Below are 24,237 nucleotides of genomic sequence, written 5' to 3'. Positions count from 1 at the left end.
TTATGCACATACTGTTCGTGGATGACGAGCCGCTGGGACGGGACGCGCTGAGCGTGCATATCGAAAGCCAGCTCGGCCATCATGTCACCTGCTGCAACAGCGCGGCCCAGGCCCTGGAGGCTTTCCGGAACGACACCTGTCAGATGGTGCTGACCGATATCCGCATGCCGGGCATGGACGGGATCGAGCTGCTGAAAAAGCTGAAAGAGACGCCCCAGGGCCGGGCTGCCGATGTTGTACTGGTGACCGCCCACGGCGACATGTCAACCGCGGTGTCCGCCTTGCGCGCCGGCGCCTACGACTACCTGAGCAAGCCCATCGACCTGGATGAGCTGACCGCGGTGATCGAGCGGGTCACCGAGCACCAGGCCCTGATCAAGGAAAACTACGAGCTGACCCACCATTTCACCGAGAAAGTCCGGGAGGCCACGCGCGAGACCCGTTCCCAGCTCGAGCAGCTCCAGAGCGCCTATGCCGGTGCAGTCGGCCTGGAGGGAGTGGGCATCTTCTCGGACAAGATGCACCGGGTGGTGGAAACGGCCCGCAAGCTGCACCGCGAACGCTCGATCTCGGTGCTGATCGAGGGTGAGACTGGAACGGGCAAGGAGATTATCGCGCGCCTCATCCATTACGGCGATGGTGGAGTGAGCGCCCCGTTCGTGCCGATTAACTGTCCGGCGATCTCGCCCGGCCTGTTCGAGAGCGAGCTTTTCGGCTACGAGGGCGGCGCGTTCACCGGGGCCAGGCGGGAGGGGCAGAAAGGCAAGTTCGAGCTGGCCCAGGGCGGGAGCCTGTTCTTCGACGAGATCGGGGACATGCCCCTGGAGCTGCAACCCAAGCTGCTGCGGGTCCTGCAGGAGAAAAACCTTTTCCGGGTCGGTGGGCTGAAAAAGATTGAGATCGATGTCCGGGTGATCTGCGCCACCAACCTCGACCTGGAGCGTCAGGTCAAGAGCGGCCAGTTCCGCCAGGACCTGTTCTACCGTCTGAACGTGGGCCGGGTCCTCATTCCGCCGCTGCGCGAGCGGCGCGAGGAGATCGGGCCCCTGGCCCAGATGTACCTGGAGCAACTGGCCAGTCAGAAAAAGCTGCGTTTCAGGTCGATAAGCCCGGCGGCGCTGGCGATCCTGGAAGCCCACGCCTGGCCGGGAAATGTCCGCGAGCTGAAGAACACGATCGAGCGGGTGGTGCTGCTCCACGACGACGAGGAGATCAAGCCCGGTCACCTGGATTTCCTTCTGCCGGGTAAGCCCACCCTGGGTGTCCAAGCCTCTGGAGTCGCCGAGCATGCGCTTTCTATCCTGTTGCCGCCGGAGGGATTGCGCCTGGACGATGTCGAGGCCCAGGTGATCCGCAAGGCCCTGAGCCTGCACAAGGGCAATATCACCCGCACCGCGGCTTTCCTCGGCCTGACCCGCTGCTCCCTGCGCCGTAAGATCGAGCGGCTGCTGCCCGGGTCCTCCGACTGACCGCCGGTCTGTCCCTCACCTCCCGCCTGGATTGAATGTATCCGGCTCAGAATGAGCCTGTGGATCAATCCGATACACCTTTTTCTATCCGCCTGCCCTCGAAGCGGTCTTCCAATTGCCGCAATGACAGCCCTTTATTTCCCGGTATCCCCCTGGCACCGTTCTTGTCAAATGACCTCCCGAATCGAAGTCCGTTTGATTCATCCCTTTTTCCATGTCCGAGCATAGCACCTTGGTCTTCCATCTAATCCCCCAGGATGGGTTGGAGACTCGGGACGGGGAAAAGTGAAAGGAGGGCGCCCACCCCGACGGCGGCCCGACCGAGTAGCTTTTCCCTGCATAAACCGCTGGCCCCCTCGTTTCTCAATGCCGTTGCAACCCGGGCCGGACGACCGCCCGGCCACTCGAGGCAGAAGGAGGGCAAATGATACAGGCTTAGTACTGTCGACAATTTATCCGGAATGATCCCATGAATTGTCAGGAGGATTAAATGGAAAGAAAAATATCTCACCGGACCGGAGCACTCCTCGTCACGGCCCTGTGGCTGCTTATGCTGCTGAGCGCCGGAGTCCTTTTCGGTCAGCTGAACGTGGGCAAGATCGAGGGCACGGTCCGGGACAAGGACAGCGGCAATCCCCTGGCTGGGGTCCAGGTGATAGTGGAGGGGACCCGTCAGGGCAATGTCACAAACGCGGATGGCTACTATTTCATCCTCAACGTCTCCCCCGGCCGGCGTTCCATTGTCTTCACTTTCACCGGGTACCAGAAGACAACGGTCGCCGGCCAGCTCATTCTCGCCGGCCAGACCACCACGGTGGATGCCAGGCTGAGCGGCTCGGTCGTGGAGATGGAGGGGATCGTGATCGAGGGCCAGAGCGAGGTGCTGATGCCGAGGGACAATACAGCCACCAAGCACCGTCTGACCACGGCCGAGCTTATCTCCTCTCCCAACACCACCCTTCAAGACCTGCTTGTCCTGGAGGCCGGCGTTCAGATCGGAGGAGAGGGCGGCATGAGCCGTGGACTGCGTATCCGCGGTGGCCGTCTGGGTGAGGAGGCGATGATGGTCGACGGCGTGCTGGCGCGCAATTTCACCGCCGAGCCGATGGCCAACAACGATCAGCCGAACTCGAACCCAAATGGGAACATGTACTCGCAGGAAATCTCTTCCACCGGCGCAGATTCCCACCCTCTGGAACTGGCCACCGGCTCGGTCGAGGAAGTGGACGTAATCACTGGCGGCTTCCAGGCCGAGTACGGCAACGCCCAGTCCGGCATCATCAACATCGTCACCAAGGAGGGCGGGCCGGAGTTCCGTGGCAACGTGCGCTACACCACCGACATGGTCATGCCCATCACCTCCGACTGGGGCTACAACCAGCTCCAGACCGGGATCGGCGGACCGATACCCCTGATCCCGAACCTTTTTTTCAATGTTTCGGGCGAGATACAAAGTGCTCTGGACGCCGACCCGACCCATGCGGATGAGGGCTTCCGCGGTGTGAACCAGGAGTTCGTCGACCGTCTCAACACGGCGGTGAAAAACGACCCTCTGCTGGGCAGCCAGAACCCACCTTACACCCTGGAGATGTTCCGCAACGGGTATGACAGCTGGGCGGCCAAGACCGGAAACACACCCGGCCTTTTCACGCCAGGCAACCCGGTGCGCCTGCCCGACAACTGGAAAGACCGCTCGCTGCTGTCCGAGAAGCTGGTCTACAACCCCCTGCCGGGTCTGAAAGTGATCCTCAGCGACAACTACTCGCGCAACCAGCGGTCCTATCCTGTGGGCAACAGCGCTTTCAGCGGGGGCGAGGGTAACTATTTCCTGAACGGCATTTTCACAAAACAGGATTTCCCCAACCGTAACTGGAAAGACGGGGAGACCCAGGTCTACGTGCCCCAGAGCTACGCCCGTCGAACCAGGACCTATAACATGCTGGCCGGATTCGACTGGGATTTCCTGAAAAGCTCCACGCACAGCGGCGCCCTGCAGTTCCGTCTGTCGCGTTTCAGCACCAACGATGTCGCCAGCTCAAGCCTCAAGACCAACTACCGCCGCGAGGACAACACCACGCTGTGGGGTTGGTCGCTGCACGATATCCCGTTCGAAATCGAAAGCTACCCGAACTGGGAGATACCGACCAACAACGTGGAAGCTCAGCACTTGTACCTGCCGGACGGACTGACCCACGGTGCAATCGATAATCCCTACAACACACCATTCGGCATGGTGACTGAAAATTGGGCCTACTGGCTGGCCTATTTCCATGTGGACGAGAGCCAGTGGAATTACAAGGGCGATCTCGATTTCCAGCTCAACCGCGAGAATCGCGCCAAGCTCGGATTACAGTGGACCGATTTCAAGAACCGCGAGCTGGAGATTCACGGCATCGAGCCGCGGCGCCTGGGAGAAAACGGGCGCAACGAGTTCAACTACCGGCCCCGGATGCTGGGGGCCTATCTCCAGAACCGGACTGACCTCGGAGATTTTATTTTCGATTACGGAATCCGCTACGACTGGTTCGACCCGGTGGACAACTGGGGACGCCGCAACGGCGACAACCTGGGGGACCGCTTCTTCGTCAAGAACCTCTCCGCCTGGTCGCCGCGTTTCAACGTGGCTTTCCCGGTCACCGACCGCTCGCAGCTCCGGTTCTCCTACGGGACTTTCTCCCAGGTGCCCGGTATGACCACGATATTCACCGAGCTCAACCCGGGAAACCTGAAGTTTTCGCGGACCCAGGCTTTCGAGACCGGGATCAGTTTCCTGCCCTCGAACGATGTGGTCCTGGACCTGGTGGCGTTCTACCGGGACATAGACGGTAACGTGACCCAGAAGACTTATTTCCGCGACTACTACCGGTTTAAGGAGGGGCGCCGGATCAGGGACTGGGAAACCGGTTTCACCAACGGCGACATCGGAAACATCAAGGGTTTCGATTTGACCCTTCAGAAAAAGTACTCCAACAGCCTGGCCTTGAATTTAGCCTATACGATGCAGTTTTCCAGGGCTACAGGCTCCAATATCGGAGCCACGCCCAATGGCTCCGGAGGCGGACGTCAGGGCGCAGACAACGATTATCTGGATGCGACCACGAACGAAACATTCACCCCGCCGGATGTGCTGTGGCCGAACGACGGCGACCGGACACACGAATTCTCGGTCCTGGCGCAGTACCTGGTCCAGACGGATTATCTGCCCGGCGATCTGGCCAAGAAGCTTCTGAAAGACGTCAACCTCAACGCCAACTTCTCGCTCAAAAGCGGCCAGCCGCTCTCGGATGACGCGACGCTTCTGGATTCAGACCTGACTTTCCTGATGTCGCGCAGCGTACTGCTGAACCACTACCGCGGCCACTGGTACTACAACCTCGACCTGCGGGTCAACAAGAGTTTCAGCCTGGGCAAGTCGCGCAAGCTGAATTTCTATTCCGAGATATTCAACCTGCTCAACCGTAAGAACAGCGCGCTCTATCCCTCCGGCTACCAGTCCAAGGAGTACCTCAACGTGGCTGGCGGGGTGGACCTGAACTGGAATGACCCCTCGCTGGACCAGTACAAGCGGGCCCGGTTCAAGAACGACTACAACCAGGATGGCATCCTGACCGTGGAGGAACAGGCCAAGGGCGCCATTGCGCAGCAGTTCATGCTCGATACGATGAACAAACGGCGCTGGGGAATAGCCAGGCAGGTGCGTTTCGGCCTGGACCTCAATTTCTGATCCCCTGGCCGGACGCCCTGCTCCGGATCGAGATTAAACAGCGCAACGCTCAGCAGGAGATAAACAAATGAAGCTGATCAAGATTTCTCTGATCGCTCTGACCCTGGCCGCCGGCGCACTGATTCTGGCCGTTCCACTCCGGGCGGAGGTGAATCAGACGGTGACCGCCTCCGGCAACAATGTCGGCTTTGTCGTCGTTTCCACCGGAGACGCCCTGACATTCTCGGGCTCACCGGCGCACCAGTTTCCGGCTGGCTCCGGCAACCAGATCGCCGCTGACCGCTGGACTTTCGCGCTCAACTGCGTGCGCGACCTGGACGGCGATGGAACGATTGAGGACACCACCTGCATCCAATCGAGCGGCGCCTGGATGCGTGGCTACACCGCCACACCCGAGGCCCGTGACCTTCTTGAGGCCGCCTACCACAGCGGCATCGAGATGAAACTGGGCGCCAGCACGGTGGAGCTCAACCAGGTCTGGTCCTCGCTGGACGCGGCCGACCTGGAGGACTGGCCGTTGCAGTTCCGCGAGGGCCGCTCGGCCGGCGGCGCCCCGATACTCCACGGCGCCCAGACCCTCGCCACCTTCAGCTCGGATGTCTGGATACCGGGCGAGCTGGGCAGCGGGGCCTCGCTCGAAAACCAGTTCTATTTCCTCAATTTCAGCATCAGCGCCAACATGGTTTTCGGCCACACGCGCATCCAGAACATGAGCGAGTACCTCAAGTGGAACCGCGACATCGCCAGCATGGTGGCCGGCACTCAGAACGGCCAGACCTGGCGCCAGTGGGAGTTGATGCATGTGGTCACCGCCATGACCATCGGCGATGGAGGGACGTCAGACGTCGGCTGGGCCTTCCATCCGGGCCTCAGGGTGCCGGTTCAGTTCGATATCGACGGCACGAACGAAGGTTTCACCGGCGGCTATACGCCCTTCGTCGCTTTCAAGCTCCTCAACCCGCCCTCCTGGCAGGGTGAGGTGATGGACTTGACGAATATCGAGTGCCGTCTGGGCAGCACCACCACCTACGGTTTCACCAACGGCCCCAACCTCCTGGCCACCGGGCGTCCCACCGGAGAGGTCTGGCGGTACGGGCTGGGCGATGGCGGCAATGTTTTCAGCGGACAGATCAACCCGTTCACCGGTCAGACCGCCCAGGGCTGGCCGGGCGTCCTGCGCGGCACCCAATACGAGAACCGCTGGGTGTTCGGTCACGCCGGCTCCTCGGTGTATTCTTTCTACAGCGTGCTTAATAATTTCGCTCCACGCGACACCACCAGCATCGACTACGTGTTCATGTTCGTGAATCCGGCCAACCCGCCGGCGGTGCTGCCCGCGGACCAGATCGCCAACATCGACGATCCGGGCTTCCAGGCCCAGCTCGCCCCGATCGAGGACTACGTCGCCGCGGCGCAGTCGATCCTGAGCAGCGGCTACTCCCTGCCCGTGCCGCCGGTGGCCCCCACTATCACCATCATCCCCGGCGACCGCCAGGTGACCCTCACCTGGAGCGACATCAACCTGTCCCAGTCCGACCCCTACTACGCGTTCCTGCAGGCCAACCCGGAGCTCGACCCGAACCATAACTACGTGGAGAAGGATTTCGAGGGTTACCGCCTGTACCGCAGCTACACCGGGCCGAACGACTCGCACGCCGAGCAGATCTGGGAGGGCAACCTCTCGGACGGGACCCTGATGTTCAGTCATGTCGACAAAATCGACGGCGACGAGCGCCGCCGCATGGCCAACGGCCTGCGGGTCTGGTACGCCCTGGTGCCGTACGACAAGAATTTCGACCCGGTCACCGGCGAGCAGTTCAGCCTTCCTCCGGTCGAGGCCAGCAAGATCTGGTACGGCAGCCCGCAGAACGGCCTGTTCACCGTGATCCCGCGAAGCGATGCCAGCAATTACCGTCCCGCCGCCGCGTTGCCGATCGTGTTCCATCCGCTGGATGGGAGCGCGCAGACGGCCTCCACCGCCCTTCTGACCGGGGATGGGACCGGCAAGCTGACACAGCCCCCGGCGCTGCTCGATCCGGACCTCCAGGTGGAGTTCGAGGCGATCAACAGCGAGCGGATCACCAGCGCTTTCACCCTCACGCTCGCCTGCACCGGCGCGGACGCCTACACCCCTGACTACTGTATCGGGAAAGCGAACGCCGGACACCGGGTCATCTCCCTCACCGGCGGCGGCTACGACGGCCCGGCGATGGATATCTACGGCGGCGGGGACGACGAGCAGAAGTTCATTTTCAGCGGCCCGCGGGATTCCCAGGGGCTGAACTACCTGCTGAACGCCACTTTCAAGGGACTGTCCAAGGTCAACATGTTCGGCGCGCCGCCGCTGTACTACCATCTGGATGACGGCGGCTACCTGACCGCCCACCCGATCATGGAGATCGGGCTTTTCACCAGCCGCGAGTGCGGCGAGGAGGAGGGCCCCGGCTCCATGCCCAGCAATATCGCCATGACCCGCTCCGGACGCTACCAGGTCACCTGGAAGAGCGCCGGCGGGGGCTTCCTGACCGTGGAGGTCCAGGACGTGACCCGCGGCCAGGCCATGGGCCATGTCGAGTTCGTGGATGAAATGGGCTGGGGCTTCCAGACCACCGAGGATTACGGCGGCAGCTTTACCGAGCCGGGCAACATGGGCAATTACCTGCGGGAAATCTACGAGGACGAGGTGCCCAGGGAGGAGCGCCAGTACAAGATGCTGGACAAGCTTCCCTCCGACCGCACCGGGGAGTTTGGGTTCTGGATCGACGGCCTCTGCTGGGTCGTGCGTCCCCTGGGCGGGGACGCGGAGATGCCGGAGCCGGGCACGGTCTGGACCGTGGATGTGGCTTTCGGCGCCTGGAACGACGGGATGACGGTGTTCACCCAGTACGCCGACTTGCCGCAGCTGGGCGACAAATGGACCGTGGATGTAAAGCCCTACAGCCTGAACCCGGAGGATGCGGACCTGAGCAAGATCAACGTGGTCCCCAACCCCTACATCGCCTCCTCGTTCCTGGACATCGGGCCGGCCTCGCGCCGCATCGAGTTCGTCAACCTGCCCGCGGTCTGCACGATCCGCATCTACTCCCTGGGCGGCGTGCTGGTCAACGTCCTCAACCATATCGGCGCCAACCGCAACGGCTGGGGTAACTACACCGACTGGGACGAGCTGGACATTGAGAACAACCCCAAGCAGTACCAGGGCTGGGACAACCACGGCGGCGCCGAGCCCTGGAACCTGCGCAACCGTTTCGGCCAGATGGTGGCCAGCGGCCTGTATTTCTTCCATGTGACCGATTCGCGGGGCAAGACCAGCACCGGCAAGTTCTACATCGTCAACTGAGGCAGAGGGGCCGGGTCGAAACTGATTAAACAGCCCGATGTCTTCTCTTATTCGGAGGTCAGCTATGTCGAGTAAATACATGAAGCACACGCTGCTCACCGCCGCCGCTGCCCTGCTGGCCATGGTCGGGTCCCTGCTGGGCCAGGGCATCCAGAACCGGGAATACACCGGTCTGGACAAGTATGTCACCCAGGGGCGGCCGGACAACCTTTCGTTCGCCGGGGTGCGCGCGGCCGAGTTCCTCACCATTCCGGTCGGGGCGCGCGGCATCGGCCTCGGGGATGCCTACACCGCCGTGGCGGATGACATCTCCGCGATCTGGTACAACCCCGCCGGCCTGGGTTTCCTGCAGAACACCCAGATCATGGGCACCATGGTCGATTACACCATGGACCTCAAATACAGCTACCTGTGCGGCGCCACCCCGGTGGGGGACGGCTCCGTGGTGCTGGGCGCGTTTTTCGGCTACCTGGATATCGGTGAGATGAAGATCACCACTGTCTCCACGCCCAACGGCGACGGACGGGTGTTCGGGGCCTACGATTTCCAGATGGGCGGCACCGTGGCCTACACCTTCTCCGACCGCTTCACCGGCGGCCTGAGCCTCAAGTACGTGCACCAGGACGTGTTCAACAACCTGTCCGGCAATGCGTTCGCCATCGACGCGGGCGGGATCTACCATACGGAGTTCGCCGGCCGCGAGGTCAAGCTGGCTTTCGCCGTACAGAACCTCGGCACCAATGTCACCATGCGCGGCTCGCTGCTGGACGTGTCAGTCAGCCCGGAGGGACGGGGCGAGACCGGTGAGGCCTCGATCCCGGACGGCTACGGCGACTACTCCAACGACCCGCTGGCGATCATGCGGCGCACAACCAGGGAAGGCCAGTACAAGACCCACACCTATCACCTTCCCACCGTGGTCAAGATGGCGCTCTCGTACAACCTGTACACCTCGGGCGGCCTCAACTGGCTGGCCACCGGCGAGATCAACCGTAACAGCTACATGCCGCTCAGCTATTCCACCGGCTCGGAGGTGAGCTTCAATTTCACCGAGTACATTTCCGCGGCGCTGCGCCTGGGCTGGAAAATCCAGACCGACGAGTACACGGACGACACGGACAACACCGGCATCGCCTACAACGGCGACGATCCGACGTTCCGCGGCTTCAGCTGCGGCGGCGGGATCAAGCGCAACGTCAAAGGCAAGACCCTGGAGTTCAACTACGCCTACCGCAACAAAGGTCGGCTTTCCTCTGACAACTTTTTCACCGTGGCTTTCGGTTTCTGAGCCCGGTAAGGACAGAATCGGCTTCCATGTCTCCCGGTTCGGCGCCGAACCGCCGGGCCGGGAGACATCCGGTTCCAGTCACTCACGACTTTGAGATGTTCTCGGAGGACAGGCGGCGACAGACCCGCCGCGGGCTGTGCACCGTCGGCACGGATTGACGCTCCGGATTAAGGCAAAGGATGGAATGATGACACTGATTGGGCGGAGAGCGGGTATTTATTCAGCTTTGGTCGCAGCGGCCATAGTATGTTCGGTGCTCACGGTCTCGGCGCTCACCCGGGGAATCGAGATAGGATCGGTCGAAGCCTACCCGACGTTCGAAAGTATCGGGCTGCGTCTGAGCTATGACGGGGATTCCAATTCCAACGCCACGGCCGCGGTCCGTTACCGTTTGCAGGGCCAGGCCGCCTGGAGACCGGCCCTGCCGCTGGAGCGGATAAGCGGCAATCGTTTTGCCGGAAGTGTCTTTTTCCTGCTGCCGGGCCAGAGCTACGAGGTGGAGGTCGTCCTTTCCGACCCGGACGCCTCCGGGACCGAGACGCGGGTGCTGCGAGTGGCCACGCGCCGGGACAGCTTTCCCCAGGGCGGCGCGAAGGAGTACTATGTCTCGCCCGAGGGGCCGGAGAACGGGGACGGGACATTGCTCCGCCCGTTCCGGACCATCCAGCGGGCGGCCTCCCTGGCCGCTCCGGGGGATGTGGTCTGGATCCTGCCCGGGCTCTACCGCGAGACAGTGGAAGTGACTGCCTCGGGCAAGCCGAAGGCTTACATCGCTTTCAAGGCCCTGGGCAGGGGGGTGATCCTCTCGGGAGCGGACCCGCGCTACGAGGAGAACCTCGGGATCGGGGCCTGGCAGGCCGAGGCCGGGGGGGGAGCGGTCTACTGTACCGAGCCGGGTTATGCCACGAGGTATGTGGCGGCGGACGGTGAGCGTCTTTTCCACTACCTGTCCCGTGCCGAGTTCGACCGCTTTGTCTGCGGCGCGCCGGGCGGCTGGTATCAGGAAAAGGCCGGCGGCCGCCTGTACCTGCGCCTGGCCGACAGCCGCGACCCGAACCTCATTCCGGTCCAGGTGGCGCAGCGCGAGGCCGGTTTCCATCTCAAGGGTGCTGACTGTATCCTCATCCAGGGCCTGGAGGTTCGGGATTACGGCCGGGCCACCTTCGGCGCCGGGATACACCTGGAGGCCAGCGCCTGGAACGTGATTCGCGATTGCTCGATCCACGGGATGAACGCCGCTGTCCTGCTCGAGGGCTGGGAGAGCGAGGGCAACCTGGTCGAGGGCTGCGAACTCTGGGACAGCTCCATCTCGCGCTGGCCCTGGGCAATGACCAAGGGGCGCGACGAGGAGGGCGCGGGGGTGATATCTTATTCCGGCGGACGGGGAAACGTGGTGCGAGCCTGCCGGATACACTGCCTGTTCGACGGGCTTTCGCCGGCCGCGGAGTCGGAGCACCTGAACGATGAGAGACTCAACTGCGACTGGGACGTGTACGACAACGAGCTCTGGGACCTGCGGGACGATGTGATCGAGCCGGAGGGGCCCTGCCTCAATTTTCGTTTCTGGAACAACTACTGCCACGAGGTTTTCTCGGGGGTTTCCCTGGCTCCGATCATTGTCGGACCGGTCTACGTGATGTACAACGTGATCGCCAATCACGGGTTTCTGAGCCTTAAGTACAACGGCGTCGGGCCGGGTGTGTGCAATATTTTCCAGAACACTGTTTACACCTCGGTTCCAGGCGTGGAGGCGCTCCGCAGCGCGGACCCGATCACCGGACAGCATTTCCGGAACAATGTTTTCTTCGGCGACGGGCTGGCCCTCAACGCCATGCATGGCTTGGCCTTGGACAATGATTGGGATTACGACCTGTGGTACAACCGGGATGTCCAGTGGCTGCAAAGCTATGTCGAGTCGAAAGAGAAACGTCTGTTCCAGCTTGATCGGCGGACTGTCATCTCGATGGCGCGGTTCCAGGATCTGACCGGTCTGGAAAAGAACGGCTTGTACGCGGACCCGTTGTTCGTGGACCCGGAGCGCGGGGATTTCAGGCTGCGGCCCGGCAGCCCGGCTGTCGACCGCGGCGTGGTGCTGCCCAACGTGAACGACGGGTTCCGGGGCAAAGCCCCCGATCTGGGGGCCTGCGAGTGGGGCTCGCCGGTCCGGGGCCGCTGTCCGCTGGGCAAGGCTCTCGGCAACGGAGCGAACTGAGCCGACCGGTTGGCCGACACCCTTCGCAGATCGTTAAAGGTTTGACAGACATGGCAATGGCATGATAATAATTATGGCATCCGGGGCCTTGATTCGGCTGCTGGAGACAGGGAGAGCGGGAGAATGATTGTCAGGATTTACGAGTCCGGGGCCGAGCTGGCCGCGGCCGCGGCCGCGGTTGGCGCGGAGAAGCTCCGGCAGGCGATTGCAGAACGTGGGCGGGCCGTGTTCCTGGTGGCCACCGGCGGGTCGCAGATCGAGTTCATCCGTCGTCTTACCGAAATGCCAGGCATCGATTGGGGCCGGACAGTCATGTTCCATCTGGACAACTATGTCGGGCTGCCCACCACGCACCCGGGCTGCTTCCACCGCTACCTGAAAGAGCGCCTGATCGACCGGGTGAACCCAGGGGCGGCGTACCTGATCGACGGGCTGGCGGAGGACCCGCAGGCCGAGTGCGAGCGCTACGGCCGCCTTCTGGAGCAGGAAACCGTGGATGTCTGTTTCGCCGGGATAGGCGAGAGCGGGCACCTGGCTTTCAACGACCCGCCGGCGGATTTCAAGACCCGCAGGTCATTTCTTGTCACCCCGGTGAGCGAGGTCTCGCGCCGTCAGCTTGCCGGTGAGGGCTGGTTCGACTCCCCTGCGGAGTGCCCGGACACCGGCATCACAATCTCCATCGAGCGGATCATGAAAAGCCGCTCCATCGTGAGCGTGGTGCCCGAGGTCCGCAAGGCGGAGGCGGTGCACAATTGCCTGGAGCGTGGGATATCCCCGGACTACCCGGCCTCGATCCTGCGCCTGCATCCCGATTGCCAGATGTTCCTGGATGTCGATTCGGCCTCCAGGCTCAAGGGTTTCCGGGCCGCGCTTCAGCTGCAATGGCCGGCGGTTGTCACTCTGACGGATTGAACGGCGCGGCCGGGGAAACCGATGGCTCTATCCTGAATGTTAAGCCACGGTCGGAGCAGCTTGGGCCGCGGCTTTATTACTGGTAAATATGTTTTCCGCTGCGGCAGGGTCGCGGCGCGCACCAGGGACCAAGCGAAAGGTCAGGCACATGTCCGGACTGTTCGGCAGGATAAAGGTTTTGAGCGAGGCTGAGATGGGGCTGCTCCAGCAGGCGGCCCTCGACATTCTGGAGCGGGCCGGGATGATCGTGCATCATGCCGAGTCGCGGCGGATGCTGGAGGCCCTGGGCTGCGCGGTCGACAATGCCGGCGAGCGGGTCCGGTTCCCGCAGGCCGTGGTCCAGGAGGCGGCCCAGCGGCTCCGCGGCGATTACCTTCGCCCGGAGAGGCGCGGCCTTCGCCAGGGCAACCGCTACACGGAATCCAGCTACTACAAGCGCGATGAGGAGCTTTGCCATAGTTTCACGGCCAACTCGGGCGGGTTCTGCACCCTGGTCTACGACCTCGACCGCAACCGTCGCGCCGCCACCCGCCAGGACCTGCTCGACGGCCTCAAGCTTGTCAACGCCCTGGATGACATCACCCACTCCGGCCTGCCCTGCTCCGACCAGGCGGTGCCGGCCCCCCTGCGGCCGGTCAAGATGGCGGCCGAGCTGGCCAAGTACACCACCAAGCTGGGCGGCATCGAGGCCTGGACCGTTACCGATGTCCGTTTCATCAAGGAAATCGCGGTCGTGGTGCGCGGGGACGAGGCCACTCTTCGCGCCCGCCCCTGCCTGGTGGGTTACGCCGAGAGCCGTAGCCCGCTGGCGCTGGACGGCAACATGGCGGATGTGTTCATCGAGTACATCCGCCAGGGCCTGCCGCAGTCGATAGACACCATGCCCTGCGCCGGCACGACCACACCGGCCACCGGCGCCGGGACCCTGGCCGTGGGACTGGCCGAGACCCTGGGCGGACTGGTCCTGGGCTACGCGGTCGACCGGGAGGCCGTGCTCAGCCTGGATTTCTGCGGCAGCTACTGCGACATGAACACCCTTCTGTTCCAGCTCGCCGGCGCTGACCGTCTGCCCCTGCTCGGGGCCTGGATCCAGTTCCTCAAGGAGATGTACGGGATCAGTTGCGGGGTGCACGGCGGCAAGAGCGACGCCTGCGAGCCGGGGTTCCAGGCCGGGATGCAGAAAGCCGCCAGCGCGCTGATCCCTCTGCTGTGCGGCGCCACCGGGATCGGCACTGTCGGCCAGGTGGAGGGCTGCCTGACCTACAGCCCGCTGCAACTGGTGCTGGATGCCGAGATGGTGCGCTACCTGCGCCGGGTGCTGGCCGGGCTGACCGTGACCGAGGAGAGCCTGGCCGTTGACCAGACTCTCAAGGTGGGGCCGGAGGGCAATTTCATCGGCGAGCCGCACACCGCGGACAATTTCCGCAAGGAGTTCTGGCTGAGCGAGCTGACCGAGTGCCTGAGCTGGGAGGTCTACAAGGACCGTCCGGTGCGCGGCATGGAGCGCCTGGCCGAGGAAAAGGTGCGCGCAATCATCGCCCGCCCGCTGGAGCCGGTCCTGGATGACAATCAGATCACCGAGATCGACCGCATAGTCCGTCACGCCGAAAAGGCCATTCTGGGCTGAGAGCGCAGCCGAAGAGAGGGGTTATGGGAAAAATCAGAGCGGCGCTGGCCGCGATCGGCCCGGGCCTGTTCATGATCGGGTACAATATCGGCACCGGCAGCGTGACCACCATGGCCGAAACCGGCAGCAAGTACGGCCTGACCCTGCTCTGGGCCGTGGTGCTGTCGTGCCTGGTCACTTTCGTGATGCTGGTCGCCTACGGCCGTTTCACCCTGGTGACCGGAGAAACGGCCATTTCCGCTTTCCGCAGGCACCTTCCCCTGGGCAATTTCCTGGCGCTCTACGCCATGATCGCCCTCACTTTCGGCGAGCTGGCCGCCCTGGCCGGGATCATGGGCATCCTGACCAGTCTGATCAAGGAATGGACCCGCATTCTTTTCGGCGGGCAAGGGGCGAATGAGGTTCTGACCACCGTGGCGATCCTGGGCGGCTGTTTCTGGCTGCTCTGGCTGGGGCGCTACTCCTATTTCGAGAAATTCCTCAGCCTGCTCGTGGCGGTGATGGGGGCCAGTTTCCTGGCCAGCGCGGCGCTGCTGACAGGTGACCCGGCGGCGCTGCTGTCCGGGCTGAGCTTCAGGATGCCCTCCGGCGAGGGGGCTTTCATCAACCTGGCCGCCATTGCCGGGACCACCTGCGGGGCGATGGTGTTTGTCATGCGCAGCCTGGTGGTGGCCGAGAAAGGCTGGAACGTGGGCGACCTGCGCCGGGAGCGCCTGGATGCCGCGGTCAGTGCGGGAGTGATGTTCCTGCTGTCGGCGGCGATCATGATCTGCGCCTCGGAGGCGATTTTCCGCCGGGGCGGCGCGCCGGTCTACCAGGCCGTGGACATGGTGCGGATGCTGGAGCCGCTGGCCGGGCGGTACGCGATCAGTGTCCTGGTGGTCGGGATAATCGGCGCCGGGGTGAGCACCATTTTCCCCATCGCCCTGATCGCTCCCTGGCTGGTCTGCGACTACACCGGCCGCAAGCCCGACCTGAGAAGCCCTCTGTTCCGGGTGCTGGGCGCGGCCGGCCTCATGCTCGGCCTCACCGCCCCGGTGTTCCACTGGCGGCCGGTCTGGGTGATGGTCGCGTCGCAGGCGTTCCAGGCCACGATCCTGCCCGCGGTGACCGTGGCGTCGATGCTGTTGCTCAACGACCGCAAGCTGATGGGCGTCCACAAAGCCGGCCCCTGGATGAACCTGGGCCTGGTCCTGACCCTGCTGTTCTCCTTTTTTACCTCGTTGCCCGGCATGTTCGACCTGACCGCCGCCCTGACCCGTCAGGCCGCGGGGATAGCCCCCCTCTGGCGCGTCGTTCTGGTCCTGGCCGCGGGCGCGGCGGTGGTGGCCCCCTGTGCCTGGATTGTCTACGCCTGGGCCACGAGCCTCAAGGCCGGGCTCCGTTCGCGGCCCGGCTCCGGCAGTTGAGCAGATCTCCAGAATTGAATCGATATCTTGCCGATTTACTGAATTTATGTAAATTATGCTATGTCCGCGAGACTGTCAGGCCATTCTTGACGGAGGTAATAATGAGAATCACCCTGCGCACAGTTCTGCTCTGCCTGCTGCTGGGTTTCGGCTGGACCGAGGCCCGGGCCGCGGTCGAGGTGGCCGCCTCGACCTCGGACAGCAGCCGGTTCAGCACCGCTTTCCGTTTCAGGACCTACCAGGATGAACAGGGCAAACCGCGTCCCAACCCGGCGCCGGAGCAAATCTACGGGCCGCTCTATTCGGTCGGGCCGGTGGACGTGAGTGTCTATTTGCTGAAAACCGCCCAGGGGCTGGTCCTGTTCGATTCCGGCTACCGCGGGCGGGACAGCAGCCTGGTCGAGGACAATGTCCGCAAGCTGGGCCTCGACCCGCAGCAGATCAAGGAAATCTTCATCACCCACTGGCACCCCGACCACTCCGGCGGTGCGGCGCGGATCGCCGCGCTCTCGGGCGCCGAGGTGCTGTTGAACAAGTACGACGCCGAGGTTGTCCGCACGGGCCTCTACCGCGGCAAATCTGTTCTGACTCCGTGCGATAGAGTGAAAGACATAGAAGACGGCCAGGTGTTCGACCTGGGCGACGCGACGGTGAAAGTGCTCTACACCCCCGGACAGACCCGCGGCGAGGTGGTCTACCTGGTCACGCTGGACGGTCCCCAGGGTCCCTGCCGCGCTTTGGCGGCCGGGGACGCCACCGGGTTCAAGGACGATGTGGAGGAGTTCGAGCAAAACAAGTATCCCGGTATCTGCGCCGATTACGACCGGACCGTGGAAATCCTCAAGTCCCTCCAGTTCGACCTCTACCTGGGCGGGCACCCGCACCAGGTGTTCAACGAGATGCGCGCGGATGGTTTCCCCTTTGTCACGCGCGGGCAGTGGCTGAAAATGGTGGAGAACCGTCACCAGCAGAAAGTTGTCTTTCTGCAGGCACACCCGGAGTATGCAAACTACTGAGCCGACCGGTTTCCACAGGCTGGGCCGCGAGGAGCCGGAGCAGCAATTGGCGGCAAGTCTGCGACAGGACACAGTCACAAATTGGAGGACAAATGTCCAACTCCTGCAAAGAGGCAAGGGAATGTGGGAAGCCGCGGCCGGTTGATAAAGGCAGAATGAGCCGCAGGGATTTTTTTGTCGCCGGTGCGTTCGTGACGGCCATTCTCGGAATGAACGGCAGCGGCAAGGCTGATGCGGCCGGTGGCGGTACCCTGACGCAAATGGAGCGCGCGGTTCTACCGGATTCGGAATGCACGGCCCAGACGGTACGAAGACAGGAGATAAAAACTCAGAAAATTGTTTTCGACCGCGGACCGGGGGAGAGCAACTCCATTCTTTTCTCTCCGGTGCTTGCCGGAGAAGTGACTGAACTGGCCACCGACGCCATTTCAATCAGCGGGCATTGTTCATATGTGCAAGCCGGCAGGGAAGACGTCTACGATGTCCTGCTGGTTATGTCCGGTAAGGCGGCTTTCTCCTCGGCAGAGAATCTCCTGGAGGCTGTGGCGGAGCAGATAATAAGGCCTCCCTATGGGAACAAATACCGGATAGAGGTCAAGGCGGGTGATGAATTCAGGTGTCTGAGAGTTCGCAGGACTCTGACAGCCGAGGACATCGAAGCGATCCGTCAGAACGCGGACATGCATTCCGGTCTTTATGCGAAGAAGTACACCGAGTGCCAAGCTTACACGGAAGCGATAAAGAGTCCGAAGACAATCAACCGGATGCTGTTGCCTGAGGGCTATGTGCCGCGATTGTGCATGGGAACGGTGGAGACGACTGGCCCGGATTCAGTCGGAGTCCACGATCACCCCATGCTCGACCAGCTATTCCTGGGCTTGAAAAACTGCCGCTGCACCTGTAACGCCGATGGAGCAGAGGCGCTCCTGCTGGAGAACACTCTGCTGCACATTCCCCTCGGCTCGAAACACTCCGCATCGGTCAAACAGGACGAACTCCTTTCCTATCTATGGATGGACATGTTTTTAACGGCCGAGGGACAAAGCTATATTAACAGCCAGCACAAGATGGTTGAGCCGAAGCAAAAATAAGGCGGCAGGCGGTGACCTTATCCAGAGATGGGCAGTGATATAAAATGAACAATAAGAACACCGATGCCGGCTCGCAGGGTTAATGCGGTGACACTCTTCCGGAAGGTTTCATCCAACGGTCGCGGGGAAATAACATGAACAACTGCACACGTTTGATTATTTCAGCATTGCTCGCGCTCCCTCTCTCTCTGTCCGCCGCGGATGAAACTGCGGTGGAGGCCCGCACCGCGATAGCTCCGGACAGCCTGCTGCTGGTCTTCACCTCCGGCGTGCCTTGCGCCACTGCCACCGATATCCAGGACCCGGCTGCGCTGGATGCGATCAGCACCGCCACCTCGAAGGACCGCGGCACGATCCCCATTGCGGGAATACTCGCGGAAAGACTGGCCGCCGGCGGCGTGAAAGTCCGCCTGGCCCGGGCGGAGGAGTTCTCCAAGAACAACGTGGCCGAGCTGGACAACTACCGGACAATCGTTGTCGGTTCGCCCACCCGGATGGGCAACTACGCCTGGGAGATGAAACGCTTCCTGGACCTGGCGCTTATCGGCAATTACCTTCTCAAGCAGCCCGAAAAGGCCAGGACTAAAAGGTTCGCGCTGTTCACCACCGCGGCGGGCGAGCGCGGCGCGACGAGCCTGATGACTGTCATGGAGAAGGATTTTAAATCCTACGCGGTCGTGGCCAGGCAGACATTCTGTGACCGTCAGAGCGGCGAACAGTTCCAGGCGGCGCTGGACAGTTTCTACACCGCAATAGATTCGACAGCCAAAGCCGGGGAATGAGCTTTACGCCGGTCAATATCGATTCATCCGGAACCCGATCCGAGGAGCGGTAGTCATGCGAATGTTTGCGGCGACGCTGATCGTGTGTGTTTCCAGCCTGTTTCCCTCCGCCGGGTCCTGCCAGAGCGCTGTCACGCCACCTTTGATCCCCCGTCCGAACGGGCTGCGGCTGAACGGCGGATGGATGCGATTGTCCATCGGCTCGCCGGTGGTGGTCACCCCACAGACACGTGAGGTGGGAGAATACCTGGCCGCGTTCCTGGAGCGGGCCAGCGGCTCGCTGATCGAGGTCCGGGAGCGCTCCGCCGGACCGGATGGCGAGTACGCCCCCTGGGACAGCGACGCCGATATCGGCGCGGTGGTGCTCAGCCTCGACCCGACACTCGAGCGCCTGGGCCCCGAGGGCTACCGTCTGAGCATTGACAGCAACAGCGTGCGGATCAGCTCCTCCACTGCGGATGGGGTGTTCTACGGCTGCCAGAGCCTGCGCCAGCTCCTGCCAGCCACGGCCGAAACCGGACGGGTGCGGGATGCGGCCTGGACAGTCCCGCAGATGCAGGTGGAGGATTCGCCGCGTTTCCGCTGGCGCGGCCTGATGGTGGACTGCAGCCGCACTTTCCAGAGCCTGGAGTACCTGCGCAAGTTGATCGACTGCCTGGCCCTCTACAAACTGAATGTCCTGCACCTGCACCTGACCGACGATCAGGGCTGGCGCCTTGAGATCGAGCGCTACCCCGAGCTGACCGGCTGCGGGGCAAACTATCCCGAACGGTACCATCAGAGCGGCGGTTTCTACACCCAGGCCCAGATGCGCCAGTTGATCGAATATGCCCGCCTGCGCCGGGTGACAATCGTGCCCGAGATCGAGATGCCCGGACACTGTATGGGAGCCCTGGCGGCCTATCCGCAGCTTTCCTGCACCGGCGGGCCGTTTGAGATTTTCCCGTTCTTCAAGGGTGACGGGATCCAGGCGGATGTGTTCTGCGCCGGGAACGACTCCGTGTTCACGTTCCTGCAGAACGTGCTGGACGAGGTGATCGGGCTTTTCCCCTCGCGCTATGTCCACGTGGGCGGGGACGAGGTTCCCAAGACCCGCTGGGAGCACTGCCCCCTGTGCCAGGCCCGGATGCGGAAAGAGGGTCTGAAAAACGAGGAGGAACTGCAGAGCTGGTTCATCCGCCGGATCGAGGGCTACCTCAACGCCAAGGGCCGTCTGCTGATCGGCTGGGACGAGATACTCCAGGGCGGCCTGGCCCCGCGCGCCGCGGTGATGAGCTGGCGCGGGACCGAGGGCGGGGTCCGGGCCAGCGGCATGGGTCACGACGTGGTGATGAGCCCCACCAGCCACTGCTACCTGGACTACGAGCACACCACCATATCGGTCGAGAAAGCCTACTCTTTCGACCCGGCGCCGGAGACGTTCACCGGGCAGCAGAAAAGCCACGTGCTGGGCGTCCAGGGCAATATCTGGACCCACATCGCGGTCAGCGAGCCGGCCGTGGACAGGCAGGTGTTCCCGCGCCTGATCGCCCTGGCCGAGGCGGGCTGGACCGCGCCCGCGCTCAAGGACTGGAACGATTTCAGCGCCAGGCTGGGCCGGCATTTCAGACGCCTGGACGAGCTGGGGGTCAACTACTACAAGGGGGAGTGAGCGAAGGAAGGGTGACATTTCCCGGCTGTTTTCTAACGATCCGAGCTGTGCCTTTTGCGGGGCCCCGACGTTCAACACTGTCGGGGCCTTGCTATTTCCGCGCGCCGGACGGAAAAGCTTGATTTGGCGAGATATCTCTTTATACAATTAGTTGCCGGAACATTTTGGTTTCAGAAGAGTTGGGGCTGGTTGTAAAACCATTTGCAACAGGATGAGGCATCCGGGAGGCGAGCATGTCGTTCAGCAGAAGAGCCTTCCTCCGGTCTTTTTCGGGCCTCCTCGTTCCGGCGCTCTTTCCCGCCTACGCGGCCGGGCTCGCCAAGAGCGATCCCGAGATATTCGTGCAGTATGTCCAGGGCAGGAAAGAGCGCCTGATCCGCGTGCCGTTGGGCAGCGACCTGCAGGTGAGCGGCCTGGTCACCGGCATCGTGGTCAACCGGGCCGATACGGCCAACCTGTCCCTGCTGCCCGACATGAAGCGGCTTATCCCTTTCGACCATCCCGAGTGGAGCCAGGACAACGAGCTGCTCCTGCGCAGCGGCATCTACCAGTTCGACATCCACCGCGCCGGCCTGGACAACATCGGCCACGTGATCAGCCCCAAAAGCCTGACCCAGGGCACCTTTTTCTCGTTCTACCGCGAGCCGGTCACGTACAAGGATTTCTTCATCTCAGTGGATGACACCCGCCTGTCCATCGACCACCAGAACCCCGTGCCGCTGGTCAAGAACATCATGTACATCGGGAACAAGGCGGACAAGTTCTACACCGAGAGGAAGGAATACCTGGAGGTCCTGCTCAAGCGGGAACAGGAGCTGAGCGCGTTCCCGAACCACAACCTCCCCATCATTTTCAACCGTTTCGGCGTGGGGGCGGCCAGCCTGACCCGCGAGGCGATCTGGATCATGCCGGAATGCCACAAGAAACACCTGGTCCCGGTCTACGAGCATGAGCAACTGCACGACATCACCGAAACCACCGGCCTGGTGGGCGACCTGGAGCTGATCGATTACTTTGTCAGCCTGATCGAGGAAATCCCCGAGGTGAACCGTCAGCTGCTGCGGCGCACTCTGATGGAGAACCAGGGCCTCAGCCCCTACAAGATCCTGCGCGTGGGCAACCGGATGCAGATTTTCGAGTTCATCGACGAGAAACAGTACCTCGAGGTGCCCATCGAGACGCACCCCGAGCACGATGTCTCCGAGTTCGCCACCAGCTACTCGCACACGCTGATTTACCCGGAGATCACGCTCCAGCGCTTGAAAGACGCCCGGCAGGAGATACGGCTCTCCTACGTGGAGGCCGGGGACAGGATGCTGGGCATCCTCAGGCGTGACCCGCAGCGAGCGGGCGGTTTCCTCGAATTTTTCGGCGAGACGTTCCACTGGATCAAGGGCCGGGTGCTGGCCTGACCCCGGGGGGCCGGCCCCTCGCGTGACGGTTGCCCCCCCGTGTTGAAAGATCGCTTCCCTCTAAGAGATATCCCTCCGCGCATCCGCTACGCCGCGTTTTCCTTGCCTTGTTCGATAAAACAACTAATATCTCCGGGGTCTGAATTTATCCACGCTTTCAAGCTGCTTTCAGCCATTTCCAGGAGCCGGCGACCATGACAACGGACAGGAACTGTGGCACAGCTCCGCGCGGGACTGTCTCGCGCAAGGACTTCATTTCATTGACCGGCAAGGGCGTGGCCGGGCTGACCCTGCTGGGCGGCCTGCCCTCGGTGGCCCAGGCGCAGGCCGGGGCCGCGGTCCCGGGCACTCCGCTGGTGGGGCATGTGGTCCCGCACACGCACTGGGACCGGGCCTGGTACTACCCGTTCGAGCAGTTCCGCCTGCGCCTGGTCAAGCTGATGCGCAAGCTGCTGGACATTCTGGAGAGTGATCCCTCCTACAAGTTCCACCTGGACAGCCAGACAGTCGTGATCGAGGATTTCCTGGCGCTCTGTCCGGACCAGCGCGGGCGGATCGAGAAATTCGTGCGGAACGGCCAACTGGCGATCGGGCCGTTCTACGTGCAGCCCGACCAGTTCCTGGTCTCGGGCGAGTCCCTGATCCGTAACCTGAAAATCGGCCTGCGCCAGTCCGCCGAGCTGGGCGGGGCCGAGATGGTGGGCTACCAGGCCGACAATTTCGGCCACCCGGCCCAGTTGCCCCAGATCCTGCAGGGGTTCCACATCGGCTCGTTCATGACCAACATGAGCCGCGGCATCGGACGCGAGGGGATCAGGAAAGGCCGCGTGCAGCGCTGGATCGCGCCGGACGGTGCAAGCTCGGTCTGCGCCTATTTCATGGTCGGCTACGCCAATTTCTACTACTGGGGCTTCGACAATCTGAACCCGGCGGACTATCCCACCCCGGCCCCGGACATGGACAACTGGTCCCTGGAGCTGGCCCGCAAGCAACTGGAGGCCGCGGTCGCGGAATACCGCAAGGACGCCGAGCTGGACACCGCGCAGCTCTGGCTGGGCAACGGGGTGGACCACCAGGAGGCCCAGCCGCACGTGCCCCGGCTTATCCGCGAGCTCAACCGCGGGCAGGGCCGGGTGCGCCTGGTGCATTCGAGCTGCAGGGAGCTGATCGAGGCTGTGCTGGCCGAGGGACGCACTCTGCCCGAGTTGCGCGGGCCGCTGGTGGAGGACAGCCTGTTCGGGGTGATGACCAGCCGGGTCTACCTTCAGCAGAGCTACGCCCGTATCGCCGCGCGGACCGAGCTGCTGGCCGAGCCGCTCCTGGCCCTGGCCGACCTCTACTGCAAGGGGCGCCGCGCGTTCCGCGAGCCGCAGCATTTCGGCTACACGTTCAACCCGGGGCAGAACTGGCCCGAGTATCCGGTTTACCCGCAGGCCGAGCTGGAGCACCTCTGGAAGCTGCTGCTGCAGAACGCCCCGCACGATGACATCTGCGGCTGCTCGGTGGACTCCGTGCACCGCGACATGGAGAACCGTTTCGAGCGCAGCAGTGAGATAGTGGACAGCCTGTGGAACGATGCCCTTCTGCTGCTGGCCCGCCGCCTTCAGGAGAACGAGCCGGACTCCACGCTGCCCGGCCTGATTGCGTTCAACCCGCATCCTTTCGCCTGCGCGGACACGCTGCGGGTGAAGCTGGCCCTGGAGGGGTTCACCGACCCGTCCGAGCTGGCGATCCTCGACAGCCGGGGACGCGAGCTGCCCCTGGAAGTGCTGGCGAGCAGTCACGCCGAGTACCCGCTTTTCGACGGGAACGAGTTCAACGAGAAGATGATGTTCAAGGGCCTGGAGGCCGAGGCGGCGTTCCGGCCGGAGCTGACTCCCTGCTCGCTGTCCCGGTTCAGCGTGGTCAGGCGCAAAGCTGTGTCGGCCCAGGCTGCCCCGCAGGCCACGGCGCAGGAGCAGGACGGGGCCGTGACCGTGGAGAACTCTTTCTACCGGCTGACATTCAAGCCGGATGGTTCTTTCGACCTGTACGACAAGGAACTGGACCTTAACCTGAGCGGCCTGGGGCATCTGGAGGATGTGGAGGATGCGGGGGACGAGTACACGTTCACCCGTTTCGACCCGCCCGCGCCCGCGGTCACCGCGGAGGGATCGGCCGGCCGGGTGCGCATTCTGGAGCATAACAGCTTATTCACCTCGGTGGAGGTGAGCCTGGACCTCGTGCTGCCGGCCTCGCTGACCGCGGACCGCAAGGCCCGCTCGAAAGAGAGCGTGACCAGCCCGCTGCGCCTGGTCTACGAGA

14 protein-coding genes are annotated in these 24,237 nt (G+C 63.0%); all 14 read left to right on the top strand.

The features are described 5' to 3' along the window. Positions 1-2: 2 nt before the first annotated feature. The gene (locus LLH00_04195) at positions 3-1,469 is read left to right on the top strand and encodes a sigma-54 dependent transcriptional regulator (protein ID MCE5270464.1); all 1,467 of its coding nucleotides are present in this window, start codon (positions 3-5) and stop codon (positions 1,467-1,469) included. Positions 1,470-1,959: 490 nt separating this feature from the next. After that, complete coding sequence (locus tag LLH00_04190) at positions 1,960-5,193, top strand: TonB-dependent receptor (GenBank protein ID MCE5270463.1); 3,234 nt, start codon at positions 1,960-1,962, stop codon at positions 5,191-5,193. Between the two features lie 67 nt (positions 5,194-5,260). Continuing rightward, on the top strand, positions 5,261-8,533 hold the full coding sequence (locus tag LLH00_04185; protein ID MCE5270462.1) for a hypothetical protein: 3,273 nt from the start codon (positions 5,261-5,263) through the stop codon (positions 8,531-8,533). A gap of 64 nt (positions 8,534-8,597) precedes the next feature. Continuing rightward, the gene (locus tag LLH00_04180; protein ID MCE5270461.1) at positions 8,598-9,821 is read left to right on the top strand and encodes a PorV/PorQ family protein; all 1,224 of its coding nucleotides are present in this window, start codon (positions 8,598-8,600) and stop codon (positions 9,819-9,821) included. 184 nt (positions 9,822-10,005) lie between these two features. Further along, positions 10,006-12,033, top strand: a complete 2,028-nt coding sequence (locus LLH00_04175) for a hypothetical protein (GenBank protein MCE5270460.1) — start codon at positions 10,006-10,008, stop codon at positions 12,031-12,033. 123 nt (positions 12,034-12,156) lie between these two features. Next, positions 12,157-12,945: a glucosamine-6-phosphate deaminase gene (locus tag LLH00_04170; protein MCE5270459.1), complete on the top strand. Its 789-nt coding sequence runs from the start codon at positions 12,157-12,159 to the stop codon at positions 12,943-12,945. 88 nt (positions 12,946-13,033) lie between these two features. Then, positions 13,034-14,572: a trimethylamine methyltransferase family protein gene (locus LLH00_04165; protein MCE5270458.1), complete on the top strand. Its 1,539-nt coding sequence runs from the start codon at positions 13,034-13,036 to the stop codon at positions 14,570-14,572. A gap of 23 nt (positions 14,573-14,595) precedes the next feature. Beyond that, positions 14,596-15,981: an Nramp family divalent metal transporter gene (locus LLH00_04160; GenBank protein MCE5270457.1), complete on the top strand. Its 1,386-nt coding sequence runs from the start codon at positions 14,596-14,598 to the stop codon at positions 15,979-15,981. Positions 15,982-16,082: 101 nt separating this feature from the next. Further along, positions 16,083-16,997 (top strand): MBL fold metallo-hydrolase, encoded by a 915-nt coding sequence (locus LLH00_04155; GenBank protein MCE5270456.1) that lies wholly within the window; start codon positions 16,083-16,085, stop codon positions 16,995-16,997. A gap of 92 nt (positions 16,998-17,089) precedes the next feature. Continuing rightward, positions 17,090-18,088, top strand: coding sequence for a hypothetical protein (locus LLH00_04150; GenBank protein MCE5270455.1), 999 nt, complete (start codon positions 17,090-17,092; stop codon positions 18,086-18,088). Positions 18,089-18,222: 134 nt separating this feature from the next. Continuing rightward, a complete protein-coding gene (locus LLH00_04145) occupies positions 18,223-18,870 on the top strand; it encodes a hypothetical protein (protein ID MCE5270454.1) in 648 nt (215 codons plus the stop codon). A gap of 61 nt (positions 18,871-18,931) precedes the next feature. Beyond that, on the top strand, positions 18,932-20,521 hold the full coding sequence (locus LLH00_04140) for a beta-N-acetylhexosaminidase (protein MCE5270453.1): 1,590 nt from the start codon (positions 18,932-18,934) through the stop codon (positions 20,519-20,521). A gap of 233 nt (positions 20,522-20,754) precedes the next feature. Further along, positions 20,755-21,933, top strand: a complete 1,179-nt coding sequence (locus tag LLH00_04135; protein ID MCE5270452.1) for a hypothetical protein — start codon at positions 20,755-20,757, stop codon at positions 21,931-21,933. A 194-nt stretch (positions 21,934-22,127) separates the two neighbouring features. Next, on the top strand, positions 22,128-24,237 hold a 2,110-nt coding region (locus LLH00_04130), incomplete at its 3' end, for a hypothetical protein (protein MCE5270451.1).

Source organism: bacterium (assembly GCA_021372515.1).
Classification (GTDB): Bacteria; Gemmatimonadota; Glassbacteria; order GWA2-58-10; family GWA2-58-10; genus JAJFUG01.
This window is presented reverse-complemented; position numbering and strand designations above follow the sequence as displayed.

Bases quoted from the DNA above. Each gene is read 5' to 3' on its own strand.
- LLH00_04195 (MCE5270464.1), top strand. From the start codon at position 3: ATGCACATACTGTTCGTGGATGACGAGCCGCTGGGACGGGACGCGCTG.
- LLH00_04190 (MCE5270463.1), top strand. From the start codon at position 1,960: ATGGAAAGAAAAATATCTCACCGGACCGGAGCACTCCTCGTCACGGCC.
- LLH00_04185 (MCE5270462.1), top strand. From the start codon at position 5,261: ATGAAGCTGATCAAGATTTCTCTGATCGCTCTGACCCTGGCCGCCGGC.
- LLH00_04180 (MCE5270461.1), top strand. From the start codon at position 8,598: ATGTCGAGTAAATACATGAAGCACACGCTGCTCACCGCCGCCGCTGCC.
- LLH00_04175 (MCE5270460.1), top strand. From the start codon at position 10,006: ATGATGACACTGATTGGGCGGAGAGCGGGTATTTATTCAGCTTTGGTC.
- LLH00_04170 (MCE5270459.1), top strand. From the start codon at position 12,157: ATGATTGTCAGGATTTACGAGTCCGGGGCCGAGCTGGCCGCGGCCGCG.
- LLH00_04165 (MCE5270458.1), top strand. From the start codon at position 13,034: ATGTTTTCCGCTGCGGCAGGGTCGCGGCGCGCACCAGGGACCAAGCGA.
- LLH00_04160 (MCE5270457.1), top strand. From the start codon at position 14,596: ATGGGAAAAATCAGAGCGGCGCTGGCCGCGATCGGCCCGGGCCTGTTC.
- LLH00_04155 (MCE5270456.1), top strand. From the start codon at position 16,083: ATGAGAATCACCCTGCGCACAGTTCTGCTCTGCCTGCTGCTGGGTTTC.
- LLH00_04150 (MCE5270455.1), top strand. From the start codon at position 17,090: ATGTCCAACTCCTGCAAAGAGGCAAGGGAATGTGGGAAGCCGCGGCCG.
- LLH00_04145 (MCE5270454.1), top strand. From the start codon at position 18,223: ATGAACAACTGCACACGTTTGATTATTTCAGCATTGCTCGCGCTCCCT.
- LLH00_04140 (MCE5270453.1), top strand. From the start codon at position 18,932: ATGTTTGCGGCGACGCTGATCGTGTGTGTTTCCAGCCTGTTTCCCTCC.
- LLH00_04135 (MCE5270452.1), top strand. From the start codon at position 20,755: ATGTCGTTCAGCAGAAGAGCCTTCCTCCGGTCTTTTTCGGGCCTCCTC.